21 protein-coding genes and 1 tRNA gene are annotated in these 26,384 nt (G+C 40.9%); 11 read left to right on the forward strand and 11 right to left on the reverse strand.

Annotated features, from left to right (window positions below; translation table 11 throughout):
- The first annotated feature begins 37 nt into the window (after positions 1-37).
- The 4 genes from BQ8005_RS04820 (at position 38) to BQ8005_RS04835 (ending at position 4,192) form a co-directional block, all read left to right on the forward strand.
- The gene (locus BQ8005_RS04820; RefSeq protein ID WP_075317250.1) at positions 38-1,663 is read left to right on the forward strand and encodes a BSAP5a family pore-forming toxin; all 1,626 of its coding nucleotides are present in this window, start codon (positions 38-40) and stop codon (positions 1,661-1,663) included.
- Between the two features lie 85 nt (positions 1,664-1,748).
- On the forward strand, positions 1,749-2,858 hold the full coding sequence (locus tag BQ8005_RS04825) for an ABC transporter substrate-binding protein (RefSeq protein ID WP_075317251.1): 1,110 nt from the start codon (positions 1,749-1,751) through the stop codon (positions 2,856-2,858).
- Position 2,859: 1 nt separating this feature from the next.
- On the forward strand, positions 2,860-3,888 hold the full coding sequence (locus BQ8005_RS04830; protein WP_021846161.1) for an iron ABC transporter permease: 1,029 nt from the start codon (positions 2,860-2,862) through the stop codon (positions 3,886-3,888).
- A gap of 127 nt (positions 3,889-4,015) precedes the next feature.
- Positions 4,016-4,192, forward strand: coding sequence for a DUF4250 domain-containing protein (locus BQ8005_RS04835; protein WP_021846160.1), 177 nt, complete (start codon positions 4,016-4,018; stop codon positions 4,190-4,192).
- A gap of 25 nt (positions 4,193-4,217) precedes the next feature.
- Here BQ8005_RS04835 and BQ8005_RS04840 read toward each other — a convergent pair whose 3' ends face one another.
- On the reverse strand, positions 4,218-4,496 hold the full coding sequence (locus tag BQ8005_RS04840; RefSeq protein WP_075317252.1) for a hypothetical protein: 279 nt from the start codon (positions 4,494-4,496) through the stop codon (positions 4,218-4,220).
- 212 nt (positions 4,497-4,708) lie between these two features.
- Here BQ8005_RS04840 and BQ8005_RS04845 point away from each other — a divergent pair, with 212 nt between their 5' ends.
- On the forward strand, positions 4,709-5,269 hold the full coding sequence (locus tag BQ8005_RS04845) for a Spy/CpxP family protein refolding chaperone (RefSeq protein WP_075318947.1): 561 nt from the start codon (positions 4,709-4,711) through the stop codon (positions 5,267-5,269).
- Between the two features lie 107 nt (positions 5,270-5,376).
- Here BQ8005_RS04845 and BQ8005_RS04850 read toward each other — a convergent pair whose 3' ends face one another.
- Both BQ8005_RS04850 and BQ8005_RS17360 read right to left on the reverse strand, forming a co-directional pair.
- On the reverse strand, positions 5,377-6,747 hold the full coding sequence (locus BQ8005_RS04850) for a TrpB-like pyridoxal phosphate-dependent enzyme (RefSeq protein ID WP_075317253.1): 1,371 nt from the start codon (positions 6,745-6,747) through the stop codon (positions 5,377-5,379).
- Positions 6,748-6,803: 56 nt separating this feature from the next.
- Positions 6,804-6,980 carry a hypothetical protein gene (locus BQ8005_RS17360; RefSeq protein WP_159436213.1) on the reverse strand — a complete coding sequence of 59 codons (177 nt, stop codon included), beginning with the start codon at positions 6,978-6,980 and terminating at the stop codon, positions 6,804-6,806.
- On the opposite strand from BQ8005_RS17360, the gene BQ8005_RS04855 reads away from it, so the two are divergent.
- The 3 genes from BQ8005_RS04855 (at position 6,979) to BQ8005_RS04865 (ending at position 9,473) form a co-directional block, all read left to right on the forward strand.
- Positions 6,979-7,656, forward strand: a complete 678-nt coding sequence (locus BQ8005_RS04855) for a response regulator transcription factor (protein WP_075317254.1) — start codon at positions 6,979-6,981, stop codon at positions 7,654-7,656. The two genes, BQ8005_RS17360 and BQ8005_RS04855, sit on opposite strands and share 2 nt — an antisense overlap.
- Complete coding sequence (locus BQ8005_RS04860; RefSeq protein WP_075317255.1) at positions 7,653-8,924, forward strand: sensor histidine kinase; 1,272 nt, start codon at positions 7,653-7,655, stop codon at positions 8,922-8,924. Before BQ8005_RS04855 ends, BQ8005_RS04860 begins: the two co-directional genes overlap by 4 nt.
- 111 nt (positions 8,925-9,035) lie before the next feature.
- Positions 9,036-9,473 carry a PepSY-like domain-containing protein gene (locus BQ8005_RS04865; RefSeq protein WP_075317256.1) on the forward strand — a complete coding sequence of 146 codons (438 nt, stop codon included), beginning with the start codon at positions 9,036-9,038 and terminating at the stop codon, positions 9,471-9,473.
- A gap of 103 nt (positions 9,474-9,576) precedes the next feature.
- On the opposite strand, the gene BQ8005_RS04870 is transcribed toward BQ8005_RS04865, so the two are convergent.
- Together BQ8005_RS04870 and BQ8005_RS04875 are read right to left on the reverse strand one after the other, a co-directional pair.
- Entirely contained in the window at positions 9,577-10,788 is a 1,212-nt protein-coding gene (locus tag BQ8005_RS04870; protein WP_021846153.1) for an L-serine ammonia-lyase, read from the reverse strand.
- Positions 10,789-10,835: 47 nt separating this feature from the next.
- Positions 10,836-13,382, reverse strand: a complete 2,547-nt coding sequence (locus BQ8005_RS04875; protein WP_075317257.1) for an endonuclease MutS2 — start codon at positions 13,380-13,382, stop codon at positions 10,836-10,838.
- Between the two features lie 135 nt (positions 13,383-13,517).
- Here BQ8005_RS04875 and BQ8005_RS04880 point away from each other — a divergent pair.
- Positions 13,518-13,602 (forward strand) — tRNA-Ser (locus BQ8005_RS04880).
- A gap of 192 nt (positions 13,603-13,794) precedes the next feature.
- On the opposite strand, the gene BQ8005_RS04885 is transcribed toward BQ8005_RS04880, so the two are convergent.
- Positions 13,795-14,958: an IS4 family transposase gene (locus BQ8005_RS04885; RefSeq protein ID WP_075318825.1), complete on the reverse strand. Its 1,164-nt coding sequence runs from the start codon at positions 14,956-14,958 to the stop codon at positions 13,795-13,797.
- Between the two features lie 279 nt (positions 14,959-15,237).
- Between BQ8005_RS04885 and BQ8005_RS04890 the strand changes: the two genes are divergently transcribed.
- A complete protein-coding gene (locus BQ8005_RS04890) occupies positions 15,238-16,323 on the forward strand; it encodes a site-specific integrase (protein ID WP_075317258.1) in 1,086 nt (361 codons plus the stop codon).
- 157 nt (positions 16,324-16,480) lie between these two features.
- Here the strand turns inward: BQ8005_RS04890 and BQ8005_RS04895 are convergent, their stop codons facing one another.
- On the reverse strand, positions 16,481-18,160 hold the full coding sequence (locus BQ8005_RS04895; protein WP_075317259.1) for a DUF4365 domain-containing protein: 1,680 nt from the start codon (positions 18,158-18,160) through the stop codon (positions 16,481-16,483).
- A gap of 324 nt (positions 18,161-18,484) precedes the next feature.
- On the opposite strand from BQ8005_RS04895, the gene BQ8005_RS04900 reads away from it, so the two are divergent.
- Positions 18,485-20,212, forward strand: coding sequence for a hypothetical protein (locus BQ8005_RS04900; protein ID WP_075317260.1), 1,728 nt, complete (start codon positions 18,485-18,487; stop codon positions 20,210-20,212).
- Between the two features lie 50 nt (positions 20,213-20,262).
- Here the strand turns inward: BQ8005_RS04900 and BQ8005_RS04905 are convergent, their stop codons facing one another.
- Genes BQ8005_RS04905 through BQ8005_RS04920 form a run of 4 tightly spaced genes read right to left on the reverse strand, consistent with a single transcriptional unit; the run spans position 20,263 to position 26,368 of the window.
- Entirely contained in the window at positions 20,263-22,638 is a 2,376-nt protein-coding gene (locus BQ8005_RS04905; RefSeq protein ID WP_075317261.1) for an Eco57I restriction-modification methylase domain-containing protein, read from the reverse strand.
- Positions 22,635-23,327 carry a hypothetical protein gene (locus BQ8005_RS04910; protein ID WP_234983999.1) on the reverse strand — a complete coding sequence of 231 codons (693 nt, stop codon included), beginning with the start codon at positions 23,325-23,327 and terminating at the stop codon, positions 22,635-22,637. Before BQ8005_RS04910 ends, BQ8005_RS04905 begins: the two co-directional genes overlap by 4 nt.
- An 8-nt stretch (positions 23,328-23,335) precedes the next feature.
- Positions 23,336-25,171: a C-terminal helicase domain-containing protein gene (locus BQ8005_RS04915; protein WP_234984000.1), complete on the reverse strand. Its 1,836-nt coding sequence runs from the start codon at positions 25,169-25,171 to the stop codon at positions 23,336-23,338.
- 33 nt (positions 25,172-25,204) lie between these two features.
- Positions 25,205-26,368 (reverse strand): IS4 family transposase, encoded by a 1,164-nt coding sequence (locus BQ8005_RS04920; protein ID WP_075318825.1) that lies wholly within the window; start codon positions 26,366-26,368, stop codon positions 25,205-25,207.
- Positions 26,369-26,384: the final 16 nt, after the last annotated feature.

Raw genomic sequence — 26,384 nt, forward strand, 5'->3', positions numbered from 1 at the left:
ACTGATTTATAGTTGATTTCATAATAAAATTTTACAAATGAAAACAATAGTATGTTATATTTTCTTGTTTATTTCTATAGTGTCATGTACAGACATATCTGACGACATGAATATGGTAGTATTGCCTGAAAATAAAGTAATAGTATTAAAGGAACGAGACCCTAATTATCCATGGATTCCTTCTGATTACAAATCAGTATACACTACAACTAGAAATGTGGCAAGGAATTATGCAGGTATATCTCATAGACATTTTTTAGGGTATTCGTTTAAAGATGATATTTATCCATTAGAAGATACTCGAAATCTTGGGTATGAGGTTATTGATATAGATAAACTTTACAAGGATAATCCTCAATATTTAGATGCTTGGAAGAATAACACAGGAGCTGTTAGTAGCTTTTCATATGCAACTTTTGATAGATATGTTTCTAATTCAACAGTAACAAATAGTGTTTTGGGAGGTTTTAAACTTAATCTTGGATTATTTTCAATAGGTAATAAAAGAAGCCTATCATCTGTATTTTCGAAAAATGTGATTGAAGATAAAAATGCGACTTTAGGAGAATTGAATATTATAGTAAGAGATTCTTGTTATAGATTGCAATATAGCTCAAATATACAATCTAAAATAAAAGAGAAATATCTCTCAGAAATCTTTAAGGAAGAGTTGTATAATACCCATCCTAGTGAATTCTTTTCTAATTATGGAGGTTTTGTCTTGACAAATTTTATTACAGGAGGAAAAGCGACAGCACAATATGTCGGTATCTATAAGAAGTCAGAAACAAATGAAACGAAAGAAAGTAAGATGAGTAATGAAATAGAAGCTTCTTATAATTTCAAATATGATATAAATAAAGATGGAACTTTATCTGGAAATTTAGGATTGGGAAGAGGTGGTAATAGTAATACTTCTGTTACAAATGAATTTAATTCGATAATGATGTCAATTAAAACCATTGGGGGAAATTCAAGTTTTGCTTCTTTTTCAATCCCTAAAGAAGTTAAAAATACTAACGTGGATTTATCTGCATGGGTTTCTTCTTTAAATGACAAAAATACACATAACATTATTGAATTTGGAAATGGAGGGTTAATACCTATTACCGATTTAATAGTAGAGGAAAATCTAAAAAGTCAGATTAACAAATATTATGAAACGGGTGTAAGTCAGATAGAAAAGCTAAGTGAACCTTATATTAGCATAAAAATACTCTTTTGGTCAGGGACATTTCATATATTTTCAACCTGTTTACATACTAGATTTGGGCAGCCTATTGACTTAAGACGTAAGGTAATATATATAACAGATGATAGAACAGCTTATCTTGAGGAGGAAGTAAAAAGAGTTAGTGCTATGTTCGGTTTGAAAATTGTTAATAATACACCATATAAATTTGAAGATGAGGATGATAGACCTGCTGCAGTGGGAAATAATTTTAATGTGTTTGATGAAAAGTATTTAAAGAAATTTGTATATGCTAATACTGTTTATCTTGTAAGCGATTTAGAATTTAAAGAAGAAAAATATGCACTATCTATACATAAAGATCAATATATAGATGAATATGCAATGCGGGATTTAATAAATCGTTTACCTACTATTAGCGATATGACTTATGAGGAACTCATCAGTAACTATAGAATTTATGCTTTATAGTAGCAAAATATCATTAATATCCCATTTTAACAGAGCGTTAATGGATTCTTCTATTAATATTAATAAAAAAATTTGGTTCCCTTACATGTTTGTAGCCTTACTCCTTTCCGCTTGTAGCGGAAGGGGGAAGGCTTTCCCCGTTTCTGAGGGAGGCGACACTCTCTCCCTGCGCTATGCCGAAAACCTGACACTCGTGGATTATCCCGGCTATACGGTAGCGACGCTGCGCAATCCTTGGGATACACTGAAGATTCTCCATACCTACATCCTGGTACCCAAGTCGGCCGCCTTGCCCGATAATCTGCCGGCAGGCACAGTGGTACGCACCCCTCTGTCGAAAGCCGTCGTTTATTCTTCCGTCCATTGCGGATTGCTGCACGAACTGGGAGCAGGAAATGCCATAGGCGGCGTGTGCGACCTGAAGTACATCAAGCTACCGGCCATCCACCGCGACGTGACCGAAGGCCGGATAGCCGACTGTGGCGACGGCATGAATCCGGACATGGAGCATATCATCGACCTCCACCCCGATGCCATTTTGTTGTCACCCTTCGAGAACAGTGGCGGATATGGGCGGGTAGAGAAGCTCGGTGTCCCCATCATCGAGTGTGCCGACTATATGGAAACTTCGGCCCTGGGACGCGCGGAGTGGATGCGCTTCTACGGTCGGCTGTTCGGAGCCGTCCCGCAGGCCGACAGCCTGTTCGCCCGCGTGGACAGCAGTTACAACCGGCTCAAGCACCGGGCAGCTCTGTCATCCGTCCGCCTGTCGGTGGTCTGTGAGTTGAAAAACGGTTCAGCCTGGTATGTACCCGGCGGACGCAGCACAACAGGCCGATTACTGGAAGATGCATACAGCGATTACGCTTTTGCCAAAGACGCTCATAGTGGCTCTGTCCCTCTGCCCTTCGAAACGGTATTCGAGAAAGCAGGCGATGCAGACATATGGCTCATCAAGTACAACCGCCAGCGCGACATGACTTATGCTGACTTGCAAGCCGACTTCGTGGGTTACACAGGCTTCAAGGCGTTCAAAGGACGCCGCGTCTATGGCTGTAATACCGGGAAGGTCGCTTTTTATGAAGAAACCCCTTTCCATCCAGACAGGTTGCTGGCAGATTTGATACAGATCCTACATCCAGAAACGGACATCTCTGACGGACTGCGTTATTATAAAGAATTAAAAGAAAACTGATATGAATAGAGGCTGCAAATACGGTATAGGCTTGACAGGAGTCATCCTGCTGTTGTTCATAGCCAATCTGCTGATTGGTTCAGTGAACATTCCCCCCGCCGAGGTGTGGCATATCCTGACTGGCGGTGAAAGCAGCAAAGCCAGCTGGAGTTTCATCGTATGGGAAGCCCGCCTGCCACAGGCACTAACAGCCTTGCTGTGCGGCGGTGCCCTGGCCGTGTGCGGGCTCATGCTGCAGACGGCTTTCAAGAACCCGCTGGCAGGCCCCTCCATTCTGGGTATTAATTCGGGGGCCAGTCTGGGGGTAGCTTTTGTCATGCTGCTGTTCGGAGGAAGCGTCACGGCAGGTACATTCAGTCTCTCAGGGTTTCTGTCAGTTCTGGCAGGAGCCTTCATCGGAGCGATGGCCATCATGGCCCTCATCCTGTTCTTCTCTACACTGATCAAGAGCAACGTGATGCTGCTCATCACCGGTATCATGATCGGTTACATTGCTTCGTCTGCCATCTCGCTGCTCAATTTCTTTGCCACGGCCGAGGGGGTGCAGTCGTACATCATCTGGGGCATGGGAAACTTCGGCGGTGTCTCGCTGCAACAGATGCCCGCCTTTGCATCGGTCACCTTATTGGGATTGGCAGGCGCCCTGATGCTCATCAAGCCACTCAATGCCTTGTTGCTGGGTGAAAGGTATGCCGAGAACCTGGGAGTGAACATCCGCCGCGTGCGCAACTGGCTGCTGGTAGTAACCGGCCTGCTCACCGCCATCACTACTGCCTTTTGCGGTCCGGTGGCTTTCATCGGCCTGGCCGTCCCCCATGTGGCCCGCATGCTGCTGGGCACGTCCAACCACCACTCGCTGCTGCCCGTCACCATTCTGAGCGGTGGAGCCGTAGCCCTTCTTTGCAACTTGATCTGCATCTTGCCCGGCGATGCCGGCATTATCCCACTGAACGCAGTCACTCCCATCATCGGCGCGCCAGTCATCATCTACGTCATTGTAAGTCAACGTAAGTCACAACATTTTAACTGAGTTTGCGACTTGCACCACGCAAACGGTTGCAGGCCAAAACTGGTAAAATTGACATAAATCAAGCGAATGTACTGTAGAAACCTTTATCTTTGCGCCCGGTATTAGTTTAACATAAAAGATTGTTGCAATGAATTTACCCGAAGAACCGATGATGCTTTATAGCTTCGTCAACATGAAGTTGCGAGATTCCTATCCTACGTTGGATGCTCTTTGCGAGGACATGAACGTAGAGAAGGCTGAGATTCTCAGAAGGTTAAAAATGGTGGGATTTGAATACGACCCCGAACGCAACAGATTTTGGTAAACTATTGAGTTTACAGTTGAATCCTCTAAAAAGAGGGGGCATCAAAAGATGCACCCTCTTTCTTTTTTGTGAAGCAGGCAAAACGCAATTTCCGCATGGAAAAACCCCGTTCCGGTTTCAAAAAATGCAATTTCCACATGGAAATACCATTTTCCGGTTTCAAAAAACGCATTTTCCACCCGGAAATACCATTTTCCCGTTTCAGAAAATGCAATTTCCACATGGAAAATCCATTTTTCCGTTTCAAAAGCCCGATTTCCACACGGAAATCGCATTTTCCCGCTTCAAAAGCTGCATTTTCCATGCGGAAACCGGCTTTTCACCCCGCGAAATCCCCTCACCCTGTTAATAAAGCACAAAATCGGACCGCCAGATTTTACTTTTCCACTCTTCGACGCTCTAACGAAATTGAAGGCCGACGCCGACAAGAATCCCACATTCCGGATACGGGATTCCCGACAGGCAAGGTCGGCGACAAAAACAGTGTTGTATAACCCATCAAAAAAAGAAAGACGTATGAAGACAAGACTTACCTCACTCCTGGTATTGGCGTTATGCGCCGTAGGCAGCCTTTCTGCCCAGCCGCGCCAGAAACAAACAGAAACCAAAGTAGAAAAACCTCGATTGACAGAAGAAGAAAGAATACAGCGACAAGCCAATCGCATGTCGGCCGAGTTGATGCTGGACGACAAGACCTCTGCCAAATTTACCGACGTCTACCAGCAATATCTGAAGGAAATGAACGACTGTCGCAAAGAAAATAGAAAAGCGATGAAGGAAAGTTGTCCCCAAGGGCGTACAAAATGTACCCAAGGTGAAAAGCCAGCCCTGACGGATGCAGAAATAGAAGCACGCATCGAAAAGCGTTTTGCACAGCAACGCCAGATGCTCGACATCCATGAAAAATACTACAAGGAGCTTAAGAAGATTCTGACGCCCAAACAGCTGCAAAGAATCTATGAGAAGCATCCCGCAGGACCACGCCACGACAAGCGCATCGGCCACAAACACGCCCCAGCTTTCGGACACGGACTGCACGCAGCCCCCTGCCGCGAATGCCCGCAGCAACCCAAGTAATCACACGGAAATACTTCTTTGATAAAAAGAAACACGAGAAAATGTGCCTGCCCTGGCACATTCCTCGTGTTTCTTACTTTTAACCAATCTCAAAGATAGACTGGCTGTTATTTATCCAAATTGTTAATCTCATCCAGATTCTTTTGAATATCTTCATCAGTAAGTGAATAGTTCACCAAGTCACCCGCCAGATATTTGTCGTATGAAGCCATATCAATAAGGCCATGACCTGAAAGATTGAACAAGATGACTTTCTCTTCACCGGTCTCTTTACACTTATTGGCTTCGCGAATCGTAGCCGCAATGGCATGACATGACTCAGGAGCCGGAATGATTCCCTCAACACGAGCAAACAGACAACCTGCTTCAAACGACTCCAACTGCTGGATATCCACCGCTTCCATCAAATGATCCTTCAACAGCTGTGACACAATAACGCCTGCACCATGATAACGAAGTCCTCCAGCATGAATATTGGCCGGAGCGAAGTTGTGTCCCAACGTAAACATAGGCAGCAACGGAGTATAACCAGCCTCATCACCAAAATCATATTGGAATTTGCCTCGCGTCAATTTGGGACACGAAGCAGGCTCGGCCGCGATGAAACGGGTAGTCTTCCCTTCCAGAATATTGTGACGCATAAAAGGAAAAGCAATACCACCAAAATTGGAACCTCCACCAAAACAAGCAATAATCATGTCAGGATATTCCCCAGCCATAGCCATCTGTTTCTCAGCTTCCAAGCCAATGACAGTCTGGTGAAGTGTCACATGACTCAACACAGAGCCCAATGTGTATTTACAATTAGGCGTCGTACGCGCCAGCTCAATAGCTTCGGAAATGGCAGTTCCCAGCGAACCCTGATGATTGGGGTGTGCAGTCAGAATATCCTTACCGGCACGAGTCGACATAGAAGGTGACGGTGTAACCTGTGCACCGTAAGTCTGCATGATACTGCGGCGATAAGGTTTCTGTTCATAGCTGATTTTTACCTGATATACGGCGGCCTCCAACCCGAAAAGACGGGCAGCATATGCCAGCGAAGCTCCCCATTGTCCGGCACCAGTCTCAGTTGTCACATTCGTAACCCCTTCTTTCTTGCAATAATATGCCTGCGGAATGGCAGAGTTCAATTTATGTGATCCCATAGGACTGACACTTTCGTTCTTGAAATAGATATGTGCCGGTGTTCCCAAAGCTTCTTCCAGTCCGTATGCACGTACCAGTGGCGTGCTACGATAGTATTTGTACATTTCGCGTACCTCTTCAGGAATCTCAATCCAGGGATCCGTCTGATTCAGTTCCTGATGACACAACTCCTTGGCAAAAATAGGATACATGTCTTCCGGCTTAAGCGGCTCATGAGTAGCAGGATTGAGTGGCGGCATGGGTTTATTCACCATATCAGCCTGTATGTTATACCAATACTGTGGTATTTCGTCTTCAGTCAAGATAAATCTTTTCGTACGTTTGCTCATAGTGGTATTTATTAGAAATTGTTCGTCCAAATGTATGGATAATTTTTAAAATACTGTCATATTTCTGTAGATATTTTGTTTTTCATGTCTATTTTACGTCCCAGCACAACACTTTTCTGCCTCAAAGTTCTTCTATTTCTCTCGGTTTTGCTTGGACGACGGCTTATTTTTTCTTTTCTTTGTCTTGCTCTTTCCAGATTTTTTCCAGTATTACACAATAGTTTTGCTGACATGAAAATATTAGTAGTAGAAGACGAACAGGACTTGCGTGAAACGATCCGCACCTCCCTCTTAAAAGAAAAATTTGTTGTCGAAACTGCTGCAGATTACCATTCCGCATTCGACAAGATCAATGACTATGATTACGACTGCATTCTACTGGACATTATGTTGCCAGGTGGAAGTGGTCTGGACCTGTTACGTGAACTGAAACGCCTGCGACGCAGTGACAGTGTACTTATCATCTCGGCCAAGGATTCGTTGGACGATAAAGTAGACGGGCTTGAACTGGGAGCTGACGATTACCTGACCAAGCCATTCCATCTTGCTGAACTAAACGCGCGTATCAAATCACTGATACGCCGTCGGCAAAATAATGGTGATACCAGCGTGAAGATGGGTAACGTCATCCTCTATCCTGACAAACGCCAAGTTGAAATAGACGGAATCCCCTTGCAACTCAACCGCAAGGAATTCGACCTCCTCTATTATTTTGTAGCCAATCCCAACCGAGTCATCAACCGCATGAGCCTGGCCGAATCAGTTTGGGGAGACAATATCGATCAAGCCGATTCGCTGGATTTCATTTACTCTCAGGTGAAAAACCTGCGCAAGAAACTGAAACAGGCCGGATCCACAATTGAAGTGAAAGCTGTCTACGGATTCGGCTACAAATTATCTGAAGTATGAAACTGCTCCATTATACCTATCGTAAACTTTCCTTATGGCTATTGGTTCTAATGGCCGTATGGGGGGTATTGTTTTACTACACCATCATGTATGAGCTGATGGACGAAACAGACGATACACTGGAAAACTATGCCCAAATTATCATCAACAATGCCCTCTACGACGAGAGTGTCCTCAATACGGAAGGCAACCTGATGTCCTTCTATTATTTCCATCCTCTTTCAGTGAAAGAGGGTGAAAACTGCCGCGACATGTTCTACGATTCATTGGTCTATGTAGAAAGCGAAGACGAACACGAGCCAGTGCGCGTATACCGCACCGCCTTCCGTATGCCCAACGGGCAATTCTATGAGTTGGAACTGATGATTTCGACTCTTGAACGCGATGATATGGTCAATGCCATGTTCTGGTATCTGATAGCATTGTTTGCCCTTTTTCTATGCAGTACAGCCATTGGTACCCGACTTATCTTACAGAAAATATTCCGTCCGATGAACCGCCTCATAGATTGGCTACAACGCCTACACCCGGGAGCCGAAGTTCCACCTTTGGACAATGCAACTAATATACGAGAATTCCGCCTGTTAGGCGAAGTGGCCTGCGACATGGCCAATCGAAGCCATAAAGCATACGAGGAACAGAAACAGTTTATAGAAAACGCTTCACACGAACTCCAAACCCCGTTAGCCATAGCTCGTGGTAAACTCGAACTGTTTGCCGAGAGTGAAAATATGACGGAGGAACAACTAAAAGAGCTTGACGCAATTTATACTACATTGGGACGTGCTGTCAAACTAAACAAAGCTCTGTTATTATTGTCACGCATTGAAAACGGACAATACACCGAAACAGAAAACGTATCCATTGACGAACTATTGGAGGAAGTGCTACCAGACCTTATGGAGATATACGAGCATAAACAAATCAGCTTGGAACAAGCCAAGGGAGATTCTCCTTTCATCATACGTTGCAATGCTTCCTTAGCCCATATTTTAGTGACTAATCTAGTGAAAAATGCTCTGTTACACAGTCCTGAAGGCGGACGGATCGTAATAACGACAACAGCTTCTTCACTTACGATAAAAAACAGCGGAACAGCAGCATTGGATTCCTCACAGCTATTCAAACGATTTGCCCACAGTGTAGACCGCAAAAAAGAATCTACAGGTTTGGGGCTGGCCATAAGTGAAGCCATCGCTTCCAGTTGCTCACTTCATCTGACCTACCATTGGGAAGAAGGTATGCACGTGTTCTCACTAGTTAAATAATGTAAAACAAAAAGTATTGGACCGTTTTTCCCATTTTTTTCCAAAAAGCCCTACTTACTTTGCAGTACGAGAAAAAACAATAGTATTAATCCATAAAAAGAAGAATAACATATGAAAAAGATGATTATATTCCTGATGATGGTGGTAATGACCGTACAATTCAGCTTGGCCCGCGACGTAATCACCATGAATCCTAAGGAACTGCCAGTAGCAGCGCAGACATTTCTGAAACAATATTTCGAAAACCGTCAAATTTCTTATATTAAAGTGGAAAGTGAATTTCTGTCGAAAAAGTATGAAGTAGTGATGACCGATCGTACAAAAATAGAATTTGACGGAAAAGGGAACTGGGAAGAAGTAGATTGCAAACGAAGCGAGCTGCCTAAAACGCTCGTTCCCGACTACATCCAACGATTTGTCAACGAGCAATATCCTGGCGTAACCTACCACAAAATAGAACGCGACCGCGGGGAAATAGAGGTAGAACTGAGCAACCGGCTTTCGCTGAAATTCAATAAAAAGGGACAACTAATAGACATTGACGACTGATGCGTCTGCCGACAATAGGAAACAATGTATAATATAAATAAGGGCTTTGCAGTGTCACCGCAAAGCCCTTATTGCATCAATAAAAAGCCAAATGTATCATTTATCACATAGGTTTATAATCCTTAGCCAATCCGCCTTCACTGGTTTCCTTATAGAGTGAAGGCAGATCGTTGCCTGTCTGCTTCATAACCTCAACCACCTTATCGAACGACACACGATGCATACCATCGGTGAATGAAGAGTAAAGGTTTGCATCCAGTGCACGGGCAGCAGCATAAGCATTGCGTTCGATACAAGGTATCTGTACCAGCCCACACACAGGATCGCACGTCATACCCAGATGATGTTCCAACCCCATTTCGGCAGCATACTCAATCTGTGCCGGACTTCCACCGAACAACTGGTTCGCAGCAGCCGATGCCATAGAACAAGCAGTCCCCACTTCGGCCTGACATCCGGCTTCAGCTCCAGAAATAGAAGCATTTTGTTTCACGATGTTACCAATAAGACCAGCTGTAGCTAGTGCGCGCATGATACGAATGTCGGAAAACTCGCGACTCTGTTGGAGATGGTAAAGCACGGCAGGAACTACACCACACGAACCACAGGTAGGAGCCGTTACAATGGTACCTCCAGCAGCATTTTCCTCACTCACAGCCAAGGCGTAGGCGAAGACCAACCCGCGACTCTGGAGTGAAGCTTTGTAACCTCGCGCACGAATATAGTAAGTCGATGCCTTGCGACGCAAGTTCAGTGGCCCAGGCAGTACTCCTTCATTCTCCAATCCGCGACGGACAGAGGCCTTCATCGTTTCCCACACTTCAGCCAAATAGTCCCAAATATCACTTTCCTCACATTCTTTCACATATTCCCAGTAACTCTTGCCGGTACGTTCACACCAGTGCAGAATTTCAGTCAAATGATTCATCTCATATACATCAGGAGTATTGACCGAAGCTACCCCATCACTTTCTTCCGCTAAAGCTCCTCCACCTACACTGAATACAGTCCACGTATCAGTTTCCTTACCTTCAGCATCCAAAGAAACAAATTTCATACCATTGGGATGGAAAGGAAGAAAAATCTTGGGTTCCCAAATAATCTCCACCGGCGCAGCAGGTTGAAGAGTATCTGTAATAGCCACGTTAGTCATATGCCCCTTACCCGTGGCAGCCAAACTGCCGTAGAGAGTTACTTTGAATGCAGCCGCCTCAGGATGCCGTTGCAGAAAAATTTCGGCAGCTTTACGCGGTCCCATTGTGTGGCTGCTCGAAGGTCCAGTACCAATACGATAAAGTTCTTTAATTGATTTCATCAGAGTAAATGATTTATAGATTAAATGATTATTCTATGATATTTTGATTATGATAAATCTACCACTGTAATGCCTGCCCCGCCAAATTGAACATGTTCGTCCTGAAAATGACGGACCCCGGGTACAGTCTGCAAATACTGGCGAATAAGGGTACGAAGAATACCCGTACCTGTACCATGCAAGATACGCACACGCGACACCCCCACCAAGATAGCATCATCAATAAAATAAGTCACCGCCTGCAAAGCCTCGTCACCACGCATACCACGCACATCAATATCCTGTTTGAAAGCAAGCTTTTTCTCATACATACTGTCCTGCGTCTGACTGCTGACAAAAGTTGCCTTGACATTACCCGATGATGTTTGCGGACGTGCTTGTGTCACCTCCAGACGATCCAAACGAACAGTGGTCTTCAGACTACCAAAGGCCACAACTGCACTTTTTCCACCTATTTCCATTACTTCACCCACCGCAGTCTGCCCCTTGATGCGTACATAGCAACCGGGCACAATAGCTTTCAGTCGTTCGGCCTCCAGACGTGCTTGCCGGGCAGCCTGTTCCTCAGGCGAAAGAGAGGGAGTTTCCGTTTGTCGGTTCTTCTTTTCCTTCTTACGGTTCTGTTTCTCCTTCAACTTCTCCATCTTGCGGGCTATCTTCTCCTCCAATTCGCGGTTTGTCTGTTCCTCAAGATTTTCACGGAAGTCTGTCAGTTCCTGACGCGCCAAACGTGTCTTTTCCTTCTCGGCTTGTGACTCCTTGATCGTTCGTATGGTATTCTCGATACGTGCATTGGCCTCCTGCATCAGGTGCTCGGCTTCTTCACGCGCTTTCTTCAATATTTCCTTCCGCTCTTTCTGCAACGATTCCATTTCAGCCTGATAACGGGCAATGGTTTCTTCCATCTGCTTCTCACGCTGTCGGATGTTCTGACGTTTGGTCTCCCAATAGCGTTTGTCGCGCACGATGTCTTGCAGGTATTTGTCGCTCTGAATGTATTCACTGCCCACTATTTCTGATGCGTCGGCAATGACATCTTCGGGCAAACCTATCTTGCGGGCAATCTCGACGGCAAACGAACTGCCCGGATTGCCTATCTGTAACTGAAAAAGCGCCTGCATCAGATGGCGGTCGTAAAGCATGGCTCCGTTCACGACTCCTTCATGATTCTCGGCAAAGTGTTTCAGATTCTGATAATGAGTCGTGATGACACCGAAGGTTCGCTTCTGATTAAAACGCTTCAACACAGCTTCGGCAATGGCACCACCAATCTGCGGCTCCGTTCCTCCACCGAATTCATCGATAAGAATGAGACTACGGCTGTCACATTGCTTCATCATGATTTTCATGTTCGTCAGATGCGATGAATAGGTACTCAGGTCGTCTTCTATCGACTGTTCATCACCAATATCAATGAAAATGCTACCGAAAATACCCACATGGCTGCGTTCGTGCATCGGTACGGGCAACCCACATTGCAACATATACTGCAACAGCCCCACCGTTTTCAGGCAGACAGACTTTCCTCCAGCATTCGGACCGGAAATAATAAGGATACGCCGCTGTTCGTCCAGTTCGATATCCAACGGCACAACCTTCTTACCATGACGTGCCAGCGACAACTGCAATAATGGATGTACGGCCTGCCTCCAGTCTATTACCTGCCTGTTTTCAACGGCAGGTTTCAAGGCCGAGGTCTGTATGGCAAACAGTGCCTTGGCACGGATAAAGTCTATTTCGGCCAGAAACTCGTATGACAACAATACGCTGGGAACCTGTGGTCGCATCCGATTGGAGAAGTCCGTCAGAATACGGATGATTTCGCGACGTTCGTCGCTTTCCAGTTCGCGGATACGATTATTGGCTTCCACCACTTCGGCCGGTTCGATGAACACCGTCTTTCCACTGGCCGACTCGTCATGGACAATTCCCCTGATTTTCCGCTTCAGGGCAGGCGCAACAGGGATGACCAGACGCCCGTCGCGCATAGTTGGCGTCACGTCTTTGTCTACCACTCCCTCGTTCTGTGCACTGCGCAAGATACTGTTCAGCGACCGCGAAATACTCCCCATCGTAGAAGCCAGTTCGCGCCTGATACGAGCCAGTTCAGGTGAAGCATTATCCTTGATCTTACCATAGGGAGAAAGGATTTCATTGATGCGTGCAATGATTTGCGGAAAAACATCAATATCGCCGGCCAACCTGTTCAAGCAGGGATAAGGTATATTTTCTTCTTCCGTTTCCTGCCTGCTACCGTCTCCAGCCTTCAGGAAGCGTACGATATCACGTATCGTCTCCAACGACCGCCTCAAATCGAACAGCTCCTGTTCGTCCAGATACATGCCTTCCACCCGTATGCGGCGAAGAGCCGGACGTACGTCAAAGAAATATTGGGCAGGGAAGTTATCCTCTTCCTGCAGGATACGTATAAATTCATCGGTTTGTTCCAGTCGTTCGTTCACCTCATTGAATTGGTCAGTGAAAGTCATTTCAGTGACTCTTTCTTCCCCTAAAGTACTGAGGCACTTCTCCTTCAACAGTTGTCTGATCTGGTCGAAACCTATCTTTTGTTCAAAGTTCTGTGGATATATCATGGGGGTTAGCCTGTTATTTCGCGTACAAAAGTACGATTTATTCATGAAAAAACAGCCAGAATGTTTGCAGTTTTAAAAATGATTTGTACCTTTGCACCGCCTTAGAAAAACAGAGGCACTCCCCAATGGAGTTTTGGAGAGGTGGCAGAGTGGTCGATTGCGGCGGTCTTGAAAACCGTTGTACCGCGAGGTACCCGGGGTTCGAATCCCTGTCTCTCCGCTGAAACCTAAGACATTAGGTAGTCAAATTAAGACAAGTCCCGTAAAATCAACGTTTTACGGGACTTTTTCTATTTATCCGGTGGACAACCGAAAGACATTCAAATGCCCACTTCAGACAAAGTTCCGTTACTAAATCGTTACTAAAAAATAGCCTCATTAGTGTCCCGTTAAAATGGGACGAGTTAAACAATTAATCAAAAAGCCCCGGAATCAGGGGATCATTTAGATCTTTGACATCATTGAAATTAGTCTTGTCGAACAGGTCACGCAAGTGGGTTTTGTCAGTCAATGATATACTGAGAATTTGCAAAACTTCATAGGTTGAACGTTTCAACTTCATATCATGTTGGACAATAGCCACAAGACAGTACGTGATAATAGCCACACTGATTTGTATGCGAACAGCGTTCTCTGTTGTGCCCCAGAATTTCTTTATCTTGAGATGCTGCTTGAGCCATTTGAAGAACAGCTCGATTAACCATCTTTTCTTATAAAGATTGGCGACATCCAGTGCAGAAAGTTGTTTTGCATTCGTCAAGAAAGTGAACTCACGGTCATCCTCTTCGTCGTAATATCGGACGAGTCTGAATGACTCCGGATATTTCTTCCCGGAGAGATAACCGGTCAGTTTCACTTCTGCATCTGTCATTATGTTCTTTGGCATTCTCCGCTTCCATTTGACTGTCTTATACTTTAAGTTCGTCTTGGCCCTGACAACAAAGAAAGAGTCTGTAAGATGTATCCTATAGAGCTCTTTAAAAGAATCATAAGCCCTGTCGAATATATAATAAGCATTTGGTTCATAATGGATTGAAGACATCGCTGTAGAATCATGCTTTGAGGCAGTGGTTACAGTATAGAAGGCAGGAACTTGTGCTTCAATGTCGTATAAGACATGAGCTTTCACTCCTCCTTTCTTGCTTCGGAACTTTGCCCACGGGAATGTTGCAAGACATAACGGAATCGTTGTTGAATCAAACGCATATTTCTTTCCGGAAATGTCAAGGATGTTGGTCGTCCGCTTCTCGCAGGCTTCCTTCATCATATAGAAAGCAAAGTCTTCGAAGATTCTGTAATCGCGGTTCTGGTTGGCTGTGGCAAGAGTTGTCTTGGCTATCGGTTCACGACCTAACCCAAGATGATATTGCTTGCCCCTATGCGCCTCGAAAGCAACGATTAAGTCTCGCAGGCTCTCACGGTTACTCAGTTGCCCAAACATCATTGCAAGCATCTGATTCCAGCAAGTGAAATGTTTCACATACCGGTTGCCATCATACTTGCGAACATAGTTGTTGAACTGAGTCCTGTTCAGAAAAGCGGTTAATTGAGAGAATACGTATTTGTCTTGGAACATAGCAGCCATTTGTATTAGACTGCAAAGTTGCAAAATCAAGTCCGTTTCATCTCAAGAAACCACGTAATTGACTATATTTCAATAATTTCAAAGAACTATTTATCCACTTTTACGGGACAGTAGTGAAATAGCCTATAAAAATAGTAACTATTTTCGATGTAAGTCTTTGATTTGTCGCTCATTGACGTTCAAATGTCTGCTTGTAACCCAATTATTAATTATTCCTTTGCAGAGGGAAGTCATTACACCCACTGTAACGGAGATAAATTAAAAAAGGATATGAGTAAGAGTACATTTAAGATTTTGTTCTATCTAAGAAAAAATCAGGTAAACAAGGACGGAACAGTTTGTATTATGATTCGTCTGTCACTTAATGGTGAAATCTCACAGTTCAGTTCTAAACTGAGCGTGAAGCCGGATGCCTGGGATACAGTTTTGGGCAAGGCGAAAGGAAATACACAGAAAGCCCGCCAGTTGAATGAAACATTGGAGGACATCCGTGCTTCGCTGAAAAACCACTACCGGGATATTGAAGTGCATGAGTCATTCGTAACGGTAGAAAAAATACGCAATGCGTTTTTGGGAATAACGGCGAAACAAAGAACACTGCTGGAACTTTTCAAGAAACACAATGAGGATGCAAGAAAACTGGTCGGCATCAGCAAGACGCCTGCCACCCTCGCGAAGTATGACCGCTGCTACCGGAGGCTGGAGGAATTTATGAAAGTGAAATACAATATTTCGGATATATCACTGAAGGAAATCGGCCACATGTTCATTACGGACTTCGAGAACTATCTGAGAACGGAAAGCAAATGCAATGAGAATACTACGGCAAAATTCATGCAGACGTTCAAGATGATTGTAATCATCGCCAAAAACAACGGTTGGATTTATACTGACCCGTTTTCAAATTATAAAATCAGACTGAAACGTGTGGACAGAGGCTATCTGACGGATGCGGAACTGCAAAAGATAATGAAGAAGAAGTTTCCGACTAAAAGACTGGAACAGGTACGGGACGTGTTCCTGTTCTCCTGTTACACGGGATTATCATATGTGGACGTGAAAGAACTGAAGGCAAGCGACATCAGAATCTCGTTTGATGGGAAGCCGTGGATCATGACGCACCGTCATAAGACAGATACTCCGGTAAACGTACCGCTGCTGAAGATACCGCAGGCGATACTCCAGAAATATGAAGGTCAGCTCCCCAAAGGCCAGTTGCTGCCTGTGCTGAGCAATCAAAAACTTAATTCTTACTTAAAAGAGATTGCGGATTTGTGCGGTATAAATAAAAATATTACCTTCCACTCCTATAGGCATAACAATTTCTATTCCTCTCTGAAAACAAGCAATTTATGAAATTGAGAATCTTGACAGGTAACGATTTAGAAACGAGCAAAGTTCCCTTATCTGTCTTATTCTGCATTATTGAACAAGAACGCTTTATCTTAAATACAAAGATAATATTTTTTCTAATTATATACTATCTTGAGTGGAACTTTTGTCTTTCTTGTAATTACATACAGCCATATCGGCTAAAATAATCGTTAAAATGAGTTTCTAATAACTCATAAAAATAGGTTAAACAATTATATTTTCCGAATAATATTGTCATATCATTGAGCCCTCCTCCTCTGAAACAAGAAAATTTTTGACCATTGAATATTACAGGTTCTTTCCTAAACAGATCCCGTGCAGAAGATAAATTATTTTCTTTCAACATTTTCGAATCACTTATATCTTCAATTATAACAACCTTTTCATTAGATGGTATTATGCGTCTAAAATAATGAATGTGAAATATAAATTTATGTCCTGGATCAGAATAGTCTACCAAGACAGAAATAAGATTTCCACCATAAAAAGCATCAAGGTCATTTGCTAATGAAGGGAACTCTGACTGTATAAAATTCTGATATGCCCGTATTGTATTTATAATTACTATTCGAGATTTCTCCAACGCTGTTGTTGGAGAATAAAAATCATATACCATTCCAGTATTTCCATAAGAACCTTTAGCAGGATATGGATATGGTATGGTCGTGTACTCCATCTTGGATAAAAGCTTAATAGCATCATATACAGTATTTACATATAAAGATTTCCCTCCAGACACTATGTGTACTGGCATTTTGTCAATGTATGGGTATTTTGATTGAAAGTGTTGAATCAACGAGCACACATTTAATTCAGAATACTTTTTTAAATGTAGATGTCTCCAATTTGCTTCAATAAACTCATGAATATATTCTACCAAAAAACTCTCATATAGTGGAATAATTTTCCGCTTTTTGATAAAGTCCTCTACATGCTTCTTAATGATAGAAATAGAATATAAATTAGGATTTTCTTTAAGTTTATTTTCGGTACAGGAGAATGAGGCATAGTCATGCTCGTGTTTAATCTCAAAAATTGAACACTTAGGCATTTGAACTATTGGCGCGACAAGTTCTCCTACATTTACATTGTATAGAGAATATTCTAATGAACTATCTGAATATGTATATACTGCAATTCCACGTTTCCATACATTAGGGAAAAGAACGCTTTTAATGTATTTGAAATCAGATTCCAATAATTTGTTATATGTATCTATAAAGTTTTGGATCTCCTGAATATCATGGGGTCTTAAATCTGTTGCCATTTTAGGCATATCTAGGAGATATGATTTTAGTTCGCCATTCTCCTCTAAAATGGCTTCACCATGAGTTAAACAATATACACGGCTACTGCATACACTTAACCAATCTTTTAATACAGTCTCAATATTATCTTTACGCAGTTCCTCGTTTGGGCTGAAATGCAACGTAATAGTCTCTTGTTGTTCTTTGTCACGATTTTCTTTCAAAAGTTTTGGCGAAATATGTTTATATAAGACTTTATCCTGAGAATGGTCTACTGCTAAAAGGAATACATTATCAGTTGTTGTTTCAGCATATGCAAATAAAGAAGTAGGACAAGGGTACTTATTAAGTCCTTCATCTCTTTTAGATACAGTTTTTACTTGAACGGTCATTTTACCACTGATTCTATTTGATGAATCAAGCAACTCAATATATCCGTCAATATTAGATTGAGTGGTCCCTATATCAATATTATTTTTAGTTCGGCCAAGTAGAAGAGTCAGTATAAATAGTACGGAACGTTCTTCTTTCACACCATTTGCATCTATAGAAACTTTAGCCTTGAATGACATAATCTACTTATAAATTAAATATTGGAGGACTAATATTATGGTTACAAAGTTAATTATAAATTCTCTGACCTTTCATTATCTGTAGGTAAATCTCTATCTTTGAGTACTCAAATAATAAACACTGATTAAATACAGAGAGCTTAAAAGCAATTTTCTACCGTAAGTTAGTAGCCTACAAGAAGCGGAATAGATTGCATAGTTTAGATTCTTTGGGCCATAAAGCAGTATCGGCAATAATCAGTGATAGGAATATTTTATACTTAACATTTTATTACAGATAAGATAATTATGGTGATTTTGCTTTAATATTTTTAATACAATTATATGGAAACTAAAATATATATAGATTATGAAATGATTTTTGCCGATAAGCCACTCGCAATATTTGATTATTTGAAAAATATTGATCGGCATAATCTTATTTGTGTTGCAATTCGACTGATATATTCAGATGATCTGTTCAGCGATTTTAAAGACTATTGTGCTGAGTTTTTTTGTGCAGAAAACTTCAACTTTGCAAATGAATGTTATCATCTTCTAAATGAACGTATACAAGAAGACAATAAGGATACTACAAGTATAATTCCTAGAAAATATATAATTACATCGCAAACTGCAGCATTAGAATTACTAAGACAGACCTTTGCAATTAATATAGGTGATTTTGTGTCAAATACCCCGCAGGTATTACAAGAGCAATATTTGTTCAAAGCAATTTTATTGATTAACAAATTAATTGGTCATTGGGAAGCTCCGTTAGAGTATGACTCAAAAGGAGCGATAACAAACTTATGTTTAGCTAAATCCATTTTATGCACTACATTAAATGACTTTGATAGTTCCAACTTAAAAGCCGAATATATAGCAATGCTACAGATTATTAAAGGTTATCACTTCTTTAGATACTGTGAACATTCAAAACTTAGAGAACACCTTTCTATATTTTTAGAAAATAATGGAGCAAAAAGTTGGCAACACTATCTATATGATGCCATACAACTCATATTATTCCCTTTACAAAACAAGCATGGGAATTTTCCTCGTATCATATTAAATAATCAACGAGATGGCGAAAAATTTTTGCGAGTACATTCTTTTCAAGAAGACACTATTGTTTCTTTAGAGAACAATATGGATTATACTTATTTCAAATCGCATCCTCTTATTGAATTGAATGATGGAACTTATTTGCCAATAAGCCCTTTATTTTGCATAAATCATATATACAAAAGTATTTATTTTGAGTTTAAGGCTATTAACGAATCTTTTGTTGGAACTTCTACTTATTTAAAAGGGCAAGGCCTACTTAGTATTTTTACAACAGAATTTTCAGAGCAAACACTGTTTGAATATTATACCAGAAATGCTCTTTACAGACATAATGGTTTGAAATTATCCGATAAAGATTGTAAACTAATAATAGATGTAGGTCATGAACCAGATTTCTATTGTCGTGATGGTAATAATATCATGTTATTCGAAAATAAAGATATTAAAATACCCGATAAAGTTATTAGTAGTAAACAATATGATTTACTAGAAAGCGAATTACATAAAAAGCTGATAACCAACAAAGGGGTTAGTCAGCTGATATACAACATCAAACAAATTGAAAGAAATACATTTAAATGGGATTCTAGTATACCAAATAATCCTAGAATATATCCAATACTAGTGATCGATGATAGTTCATTATGCGCTCCAGGATTGAATTATATATTAAATGAGGAATTTCAACAACAATTAAAAAACAACAATATCAAAATCAAAGTATATCCTTTAATACTAATAGAGTTAGATACTTTAATAGCATTCGCAAATTATTTTCAGTTGCGGGATGTCAGATTAAAAAAAATACTTGAACAATATTACAAATATATTTCACGAAATAAAAGGCCTCAAAAAATAGAACAAATAATAAAAGAAGTTTTACATAAATATTTTCCATTTTATATCTTTATGTCTAAGGAAATAGTGAAAACTCCTTTTGACAATACTATGTTTAAGAAGGTATGCGATGAGCTACGAAAAGCTATAGAAACTCAACAATAATTTTATATGAGAGAATTTATTGTAGCCTGCGGATTTGCAGGCTACTAAAGTTAGATACTTTGTTCAATGATTTTTATCTCTGTAGACGACAAGTTATAGTTTGAATATATTATTTTGTTTAATTGTTTATTCAAATCTATAGAATACCCTAAATCCAATATTTTATCAACAATTGAAACTACCTCATCTTTAAAGTCTGGATTTGAAGATAATGGAAAATTGTTTATCATATCTTTAGAAAAGGTTATACCACCACAATAGCTACTTGAAGCATATTTTGATTTTATGTAGAAAATTGCCAAGTTAGAATTTAAGACTCCACACAAAAATTTTAAATTATCTGTATTGTCTGAACAAATTACTAAAGTAGATTTACCGGGGATATATTCACCTTCTAAATCAATAAAACCATCAAGAAGATTAAGTCCTTTGAAAATCAACTTCTTTGATAGAGCCTTTCGTACATATGAATTCCCAAAATTACGGCAAAACTCATTTTTATTAACTACTGGATTCATATATTTTGCCCCCAAATAGGTAATATCCTTTATACCCCATCTATTAGAAAATTTATCAATAGTACCAGTATTAACAAGTTTCGATTGTGCTGCAGAGTTATATTTTAATGTGAGATTATAGATATATGGAGATAATTCATACGCATCGTGTGTTGCACAAGCATTCTCACATTCTGCTATGGTGCTAAGCATAATACTTTTATCCTCCATTTTTCTGATTAAATAATTATTCTCACTAAATAAAGAATCAATATAATATGGTTTTGGAATTGAATTAGATGGAACGGAATTCATAAGTGTTATATTTTTATTCCCATCAAATTTATATGCACTTATTTTGTCTGAATTACGAACAAAAAGAGTTATTATGGCATCCACCATTGCACTTTCAAATGTTTTATTCCCTGTATGTAGAATTGTTTTCATACGGGGGATCATACATTGTTCTCTGAACTTACTTCCAAATGGTTTAGATAGCCATTTATCAGGAGTGATATAGCACAAGCATCCATTAGATAGAGTTAATCCCCATTCAAGAAAAGCCATGTATATATCCCAATTCCCTTTTATGAATTTATAATGTTTGGCAATATATTCACGTAGGTCTGTTTGACCTAATAAAGTCATGGTCTCAGAATCGATATACGGAGGATTGCCAATTACAATATCAAAACCATTTTTATCATCATCACGATTGAAAACATCGCTAAACCAAGTGTGCCAAAGAAAGAATTTGTTATTCTCGGCAAGATTGATATCTTTGAGTCTGGCAAGAATAGTTGGGTCGTATGCCTGTGCCTCCAACTGTTTGTTGATAGTATCGGAAATTTCTTGTTGTAACTTCACCTTTCTATCGTGGTCGCTACAAGAGTAGTACGAAGATAGTAGATGCGATACCGTCTTTTGCAAGCGATTTTTTTCATCATCGAAGAGAGAAATCTCTCCTTTGTCTTTCTTGTATTCTTTTTCGTAAGTGAGTTTACTTAAATCCACACCCATAAAACTCTCAATTAGTGAGTTGCCTTGCATAATCTTATAGTCGAGATTGGGCAATGGTGATGGAGTCTCCTCATCTACCACGATGGAGAGCCAAAAACGTAAGCGGGCAATATCAACTGCACCTTTCTCTATATCTACACCATAGATATTATTTTGAATAATGTTTTTCTTAATTTCGGCACGGTCGTAATGCTCTCCGCTCAATACTTCACGGCAATGCAGCAGTTCATTGAGCAAACCCATTGGAAATGCTCCTGAACCAATGGCGGGGTCACAAATCTTCACCTCTTCGAGTGCTGCGAGAAGTTTCGGCTTTTTATTCTCTGAAATATCCGCAATACCTTCTTCGGGTGAAAGAACAAATTGGCGTATCTTATCTTTTGCTACACTTGTATTTGTTTCGAGGTAGGCTATAAGCGATTCTTGGCACATATAGCGTACAATCTCTTTGGGAGTGTAGAATGCACCTTTATCCTTGTTATCTTCGAGTAGGTTCTCAAATATTTTACCCAACATTTCTGGATCTACTCCCACTTCGGCATCGTTGGGGTCATTCTCGTCAATGGTAAAGTTGTATTCACTGAAGAATTGGAACAAGCGTTTGAAGTAATCGGCTGGGAAACGGCTTTCGGGCTCATCTTCTTCATCACGTTCAAACAATCCGCCATTGAGATATGGAATATCTTTCCATTCTGTAAGTAAAGATTTATCCCAATCGTAATTAGCAAACAATAACTCACGCTCAGACGGTTTGGTATTCAAAATACCAAAAAACAGTGGTTCGAGAACTGAATCGAGATAATCGTCCTTATATGCAGAATTCTCAAATAGATTCTGCATATAGTTGAGGTCGCCACACATCCAACCTTTGCGCTGCAAGAAATGAAGGAAGGTGATTCGTCCCATCATTTTTTTACATAATCACGGATTTTCTTTTCGTTGTAGTCAAATGCTTCCATCAATGCAGCATTGGGTTCACTAAGTCTTTTCTCTTCCCACTTATTACCCACCTTAACAAAACGCTTGCCTGTAATATATTGGATAAAGTCGGCGTATTGCTCACGATATCTGTCGAAGAACTCATCAGAAAGAGCTTCAACAGAGAATGCAGTTTTCAAATTTTCAAATGAAATACCTTTTTTCTTTAAGAAGTTGAAACGCTCAATAGGCGTTCTGTATAGTAAATCATCACTACCAAAAACGTATGTATACCGTTTAGGCGATGTCGCTTCTCCCTTGATATCACAAATAAATGACAAACGCCAATGGTCGCCACTATCAAATACCACCAATGCGGCATCAAACTCACCCCAAGTCGGATTGATGAATGACTTTACAAGATTGCGTAGCCCTACACGCCTGTTTGCGACAGAGCCTTTTGTAATATTGTAATGAAATAAACCGATACGATAACTGTCTGTAGTATCTATATTTCCCAAATAGTAACCATTATCAGAGGTGCTTCCTATGATCCTTTCTGGTTCTTCTTTCAATTCGGTTGCATTGAAAAAATATTGTAGGAAAGTGTACCACTGAGTCAGATTGAAAGATGATTGGAATAGTTTTCTCAAAATATCCGGTGTATATGTAGCTGTCATAAAAATATTTACTTAAATGATTCTGATATAATGATTTGAGGATTAGAAATATCTTGGGCATCATGGTGTTGTTCTTTGTCCATTGTCTGATATTCTCCAAGTAATTCCGATATTTTGTTTTGCAAGCTATATTCGTCCTGCTTCATTTTAGAGCGGTCGTTTTTGTACTCTCGTGATAAAGCCTTCAGATAGCGGGGAAGTTGGGCATATATACCCTCATTAATGTATCCCATCAGTACATCGCATTTCGATTTCAGCTCACAGTCGGTTGTTATTTGCTTAATGGTCCGCAGGAATTTATTAGCTTCAAGTGAAGTCTTGTCAAGGTCTGTGCGATTGATAGATGATGTATCTGCAGCCTCTACATAATCGGTTGTATATTGAGCCAATGCGCTATTGACATGTTTGTAGTGTTGTTTCTCATTAGTAAATTGTGATGATTGTTCTTCGGGCCTTGCTTTGAGATACTTTACTGCTTCTAGGAAGTCAATAATTTCAATACCAGTTTGAGTAGCCAGATAAAACTCGGTCTTGACATTGGAAGAAACAAAGATGACTGACTTTCCACAATGCTTTCCCGTATCACGCATTACTCTGCTCTTCATTGGCAAAGACTTGATCTTGTGATATAGTTTACGGTCTCTGTTGTAGAGCTCACGCACTTCACGCAATAGGGAAATTTTCTTATCGATACTATCCTTTACATTGTTGTCAAACATTTGGAACTCCTTTACAATCTCTTCCTTTGAGTAGATTTGAGCATCTTCGCCAAATGCAGAGTGAAAACCCTGTAATTTAACAAGAGCGTTTTTATAGAGTTGAATTTCCCTGTCGCCCTGTTGCGATGGGTAGAACATATAGTTATAAATATTCGCAGCAACAGAACCGATACGGTTTACACGACCTATACGCTGCATTAAACGTGTGGCATTCCAAGGCGAATCGTAATTGACAATTACATTGGAACGATGCAAGTTCACACCTTCTGCCAATACATCAGAAGTAATAATGATGTTGTACTTCATTGACTTACTGTCAAAATTGGCATCAAAATTCTCTTTGATAGTCTGTCCCAAGCGGTTGCGGTTGCTTGCTGTTACCATCAAAACATCTGTGCGACCTATCTCTTTTGTCAATCTATCGTATAAGTAATTCAATGTATCGACACTTTCAGAGAACAACACCAATTTGCCAGATGGATTGATGGTCGTATCAAAAAAGACATTAGTAAGGTTTTCTCGGAACTTGTCAAACTTCGGATCATCATTCTCTTTCGCCCAATCTGCATTGAGTTGCTCCAATATCTCACGATCATGATGGAGCATTTCAAGAAAATCAGAACTAAAAGCATTGGCTGGGAAGAGAATATCTTCAGTTGCATATCCTTTTGCAATGGCATACTCGATAATTTCATCAAGTTCCATATTCTTTGCTTGCAGGTCTTTCACCTTCAAATCGGGGGCGATGATCACCTTGTCCTCATCGAACATCTTAATCATATCAGTTGTAATACGAAGAAGTGTTCGAAGCGACTTTTTGAAAGCATAGAAACTACTCTCCAATCTCTTTACCATATGAACACGGTAAATGGCAGCCAATGTCTGACCAATATGTACAGCATTCTTATACTTGCTACGATATTCAGGTTTCAAAAACTCAACAGCACGATAGCGGGCATAGGTCAGTCCCTTGCCTTCTGGATTTTCATCCGTTTTTCCATCAGTCAATTGCTTAAGCGTCTCATAGAAGCGGTTGCTTGTATCTGAGCCCATTACATACTCCAATTCATTCGGTGGCAGAATATTGGGGAATATGATACCCTGTGATTTAATATCTGCCTTCATTAGTGTCCCGTTAAAATGGGACGAGTTAAACAATTAATCAAAAAGCCCCGGAATCAGGGGATCATTTAGATCTTTGACATCATTGAAATTAGTCTTGTCGAACAGGTCACGCAAGTGGGTTTTGTCAGTCAATGATATACTGAGAATTTGCAAAACTTCATAGGTTGAACGTTTCAACTTCATATCATGTTGGACAATAGCCACAAGACAGTACGTGATAATAGCCACACTGATTTGTATGCGAACAGCGTTCTCTGTTGTGCCCCAGAATTTCTTTATCTTGAGATGCTGCTTGAGCCATTTGAAGAACAGCTCGATTAACCATCTTTTCTTATAAAGATTGGCGACATCCAGTGCAGAAAGTTGTTTTGCATTCGTCAAGAAAGTGAACTCACGGTCATCCTCTTCGTCGTAATATCGGACGAGTCTGAATGACTCCGGATATTTCTTCCCGGAGAGATAACCGGTCAGTTTCACTTCTGCATCTGTCATTATGTTCTTTGGCATTCTCCGCTTCCATTTGACTGTCTTATACTTTAAGTTCGTCTTGGCCCTGACAACAAAGAAAGAGTCTGTAAGATGTATCCTATAGAGCTCTTTAAAAGAATCATAAGCCCTGTCGAATATATAATAAGCATTTGGTTCATAATGGATTGAAGACATCGCTGTAGAATCATGCTTTGAGGCAGTGGTTACAGTATAGAAGGCAGGAACTTGTGCTTCAATGTCGTATAAGACATGAGCTTTCACTCCTCCTTTCTTGCTTCGGAACTTTGCCCACGGGAATGTTGCAAGACATAACGGAATCGTTGTTGAATCAAACGCATATTTCTTTCCGGAAATGTCAAGGATGTTGGTCGTCCGCTTCTCGCAGGCTTCCTTCATCATATAGAAAGCAAAGTCTTCGAAGATTCTGTAATCGCGGTTCTGGTTGGCTGTGGCAAGAGTTGTCTTGGCTATCGGTTCACGACCTAACCCAAGATGATATTGCTTGCCCCTATGCGCCTCGAAAGCAACGATTAAGTCTCGCAGGCTCTCACGGTTACTCAGTTGCCCAAACATCATTGCAAGCATCTGATTCCAGCAAGTGAAATGTTTCACATACCGGTTGCCATCATACTTGCGAACATAGTTGTTGAACTGAGTCCTGTTCAGAAAAGCGGTTAATTGAGAGAATACGTATTTGTCTTGGAACATAGCAGCCATTTGTATT

It is taken from the genome of Bacteroides togonis, from assembly GCF_900130135.1.
Lineage (GTDB): Bacteria > Bacteroidota > Bacteroidia > Bacteroidales > Bacteroidaceae > Bacteroides > Bacteroides pullorum.

Bases quoted from the DNA above. Each gene is read 5' to 3' on its own strand.
- BQ8005_RS04915 (WP_234984000.1), bottom strand. From the start codon at position 25,171: ATGAAGGCAGATATTAAATCACAGGGTATCATATTCCCCAATATTCTG.
- BQ8005_RS04910 (WP_234983999.1), bottom strand. From the start codon at position 23,327: ATGACAGCTACATATACACCGGATATTTTGAGAAAACTATTCCAATCA.
- BQ8005_RS04920 (WP_075318825.1), bottom strand. From the start codon at position 26,368: ATGTTCCAAGACAAATACGTATTCTCTCAATTAACCGCTTTTCTGAAC.
- BQ8005_RS04840 (WP_075317252.1), bottom strand. From the start codon at position 4,496: ATGGAAAATGCAGCTTTTGAAGCGGGAAAATGCGATTTCCGTGTGGAA.
- BQ8005_RS04905 (WP_075317261.1), bottom strand. From the start codon at position 22,638: ATGATGGGACGAATCACCTTCCTTCATTTCTTGCAGCGCAAAGGTTGG.
- BQ8005_RS04820 (WP_075317250.1), top strand. From the start codon at position 38: ATGAAAACAATAGTATGTTATATTTTCTTGTTTATTTCTATAGTGTCA.
- BQ8005_RS04875 (WP_075317257.1), bottom strand. From the start codon at position 13,382: ATGATATATCCACAGAACTTTGAACAAAAGATAGGTTTCGACCAGATC.
- BQ8005_RS04845 (WP_075318947.1), top strand. From the start codon at position 4,709: ATGAAGACAAGACTTACCTCACTCCTGGTATTGGCGTTATGCGCCGTA.
- BQ8005_RS17360 (WP_159436213.1), bottom strand. From the start codon at position 6,980: ATGTCAGCAAAACTATTGTGTAATACTGGAAAAAATCTGGAAAGAGCA.
- BQ8005_RS04835 (WP_021846160.1), top strand. From the start codon at position 4,016: ATGAATTTACCCGAAGAACCGATGATGCTTTATAGCTTCGTCAACATG.
- BQ8005_RS04890 (WP_075317258.1), top strand. From the start codon at position 15,238: ATGAGTAAGAGTACATTTAAGATTTTGTTCTATCTAAGAAAAAATCAG.
- BQ8005_RS04865 (WP_075317256.1), top strand. From the start codon at position 9,036: ATGAAAAAGATGATTATATTCCTGATGATGGTGGTAATGACCGTACAA.
- BQ8005_RS04900 (WP_075317260.1), top strand. From the start codon at position 18,485: ATGGAAACTAAAATATATATAGATTATGAAATGATTTTTGCCGATAAG.
- BQ8005_RS04825 (WP_075317251.1), top strand. From the start codon at position 1,749: ATGTTTGTAGCCTTACTCCTTTCCGCTTGTAGCGGAAGGGGGAAGGCT.
- BQ8005_RS04870 (WP_021846153.1), bottom strand. From the start codon at position 10,788: ATGAAATCAATTAAAGAACTTTATCGTATTGGTACTGGACCTTCGAGC.
- BQ8005_RS04885 (WP_075318825.1), bottom strand. From the start codon at position 14,958: ATGTTCCAAGACAAATACGTATTCTCTCAATTAACCGCTTTTCTGAAC.
- BQ8005_RS04860 (WP_075317255.1), top strand. From the start codon at position 7,653: ATGAAACTGCTCCATTATACCTATCGTAAACTTTCCTTATGGCTATTG.
- BQ8005_RS04850 (WP_075317253.1), bottom strand. From the start codon at position 6,747: ATGAGCAAACGTACGAAAAGATTTATCTTGACTGAAGACGAAATACCA.
- BQ8005_RS04830 (WP_021846161.1), top strand. From the start codon at position 2,860: ATGAATAGAGGCTGCAAATACGGTATAGGCTTGACAGGAGTCATCCTG.
- BQ8005_RS04855 (WP_075317254.1), top strand. From the start codon at position 6,979: ATGAAAATATTAGTAGTAGAAGACGAACAGGACTTGCGTGAAACGATC.
- BQ8005_RS04895 (WP_075317259.1), bottom strand. From the start codon at position 18,160: ATGTCATTCAAGGCTAAAGTTTCTATAGATGCAAATGGTGTGAAAGAA.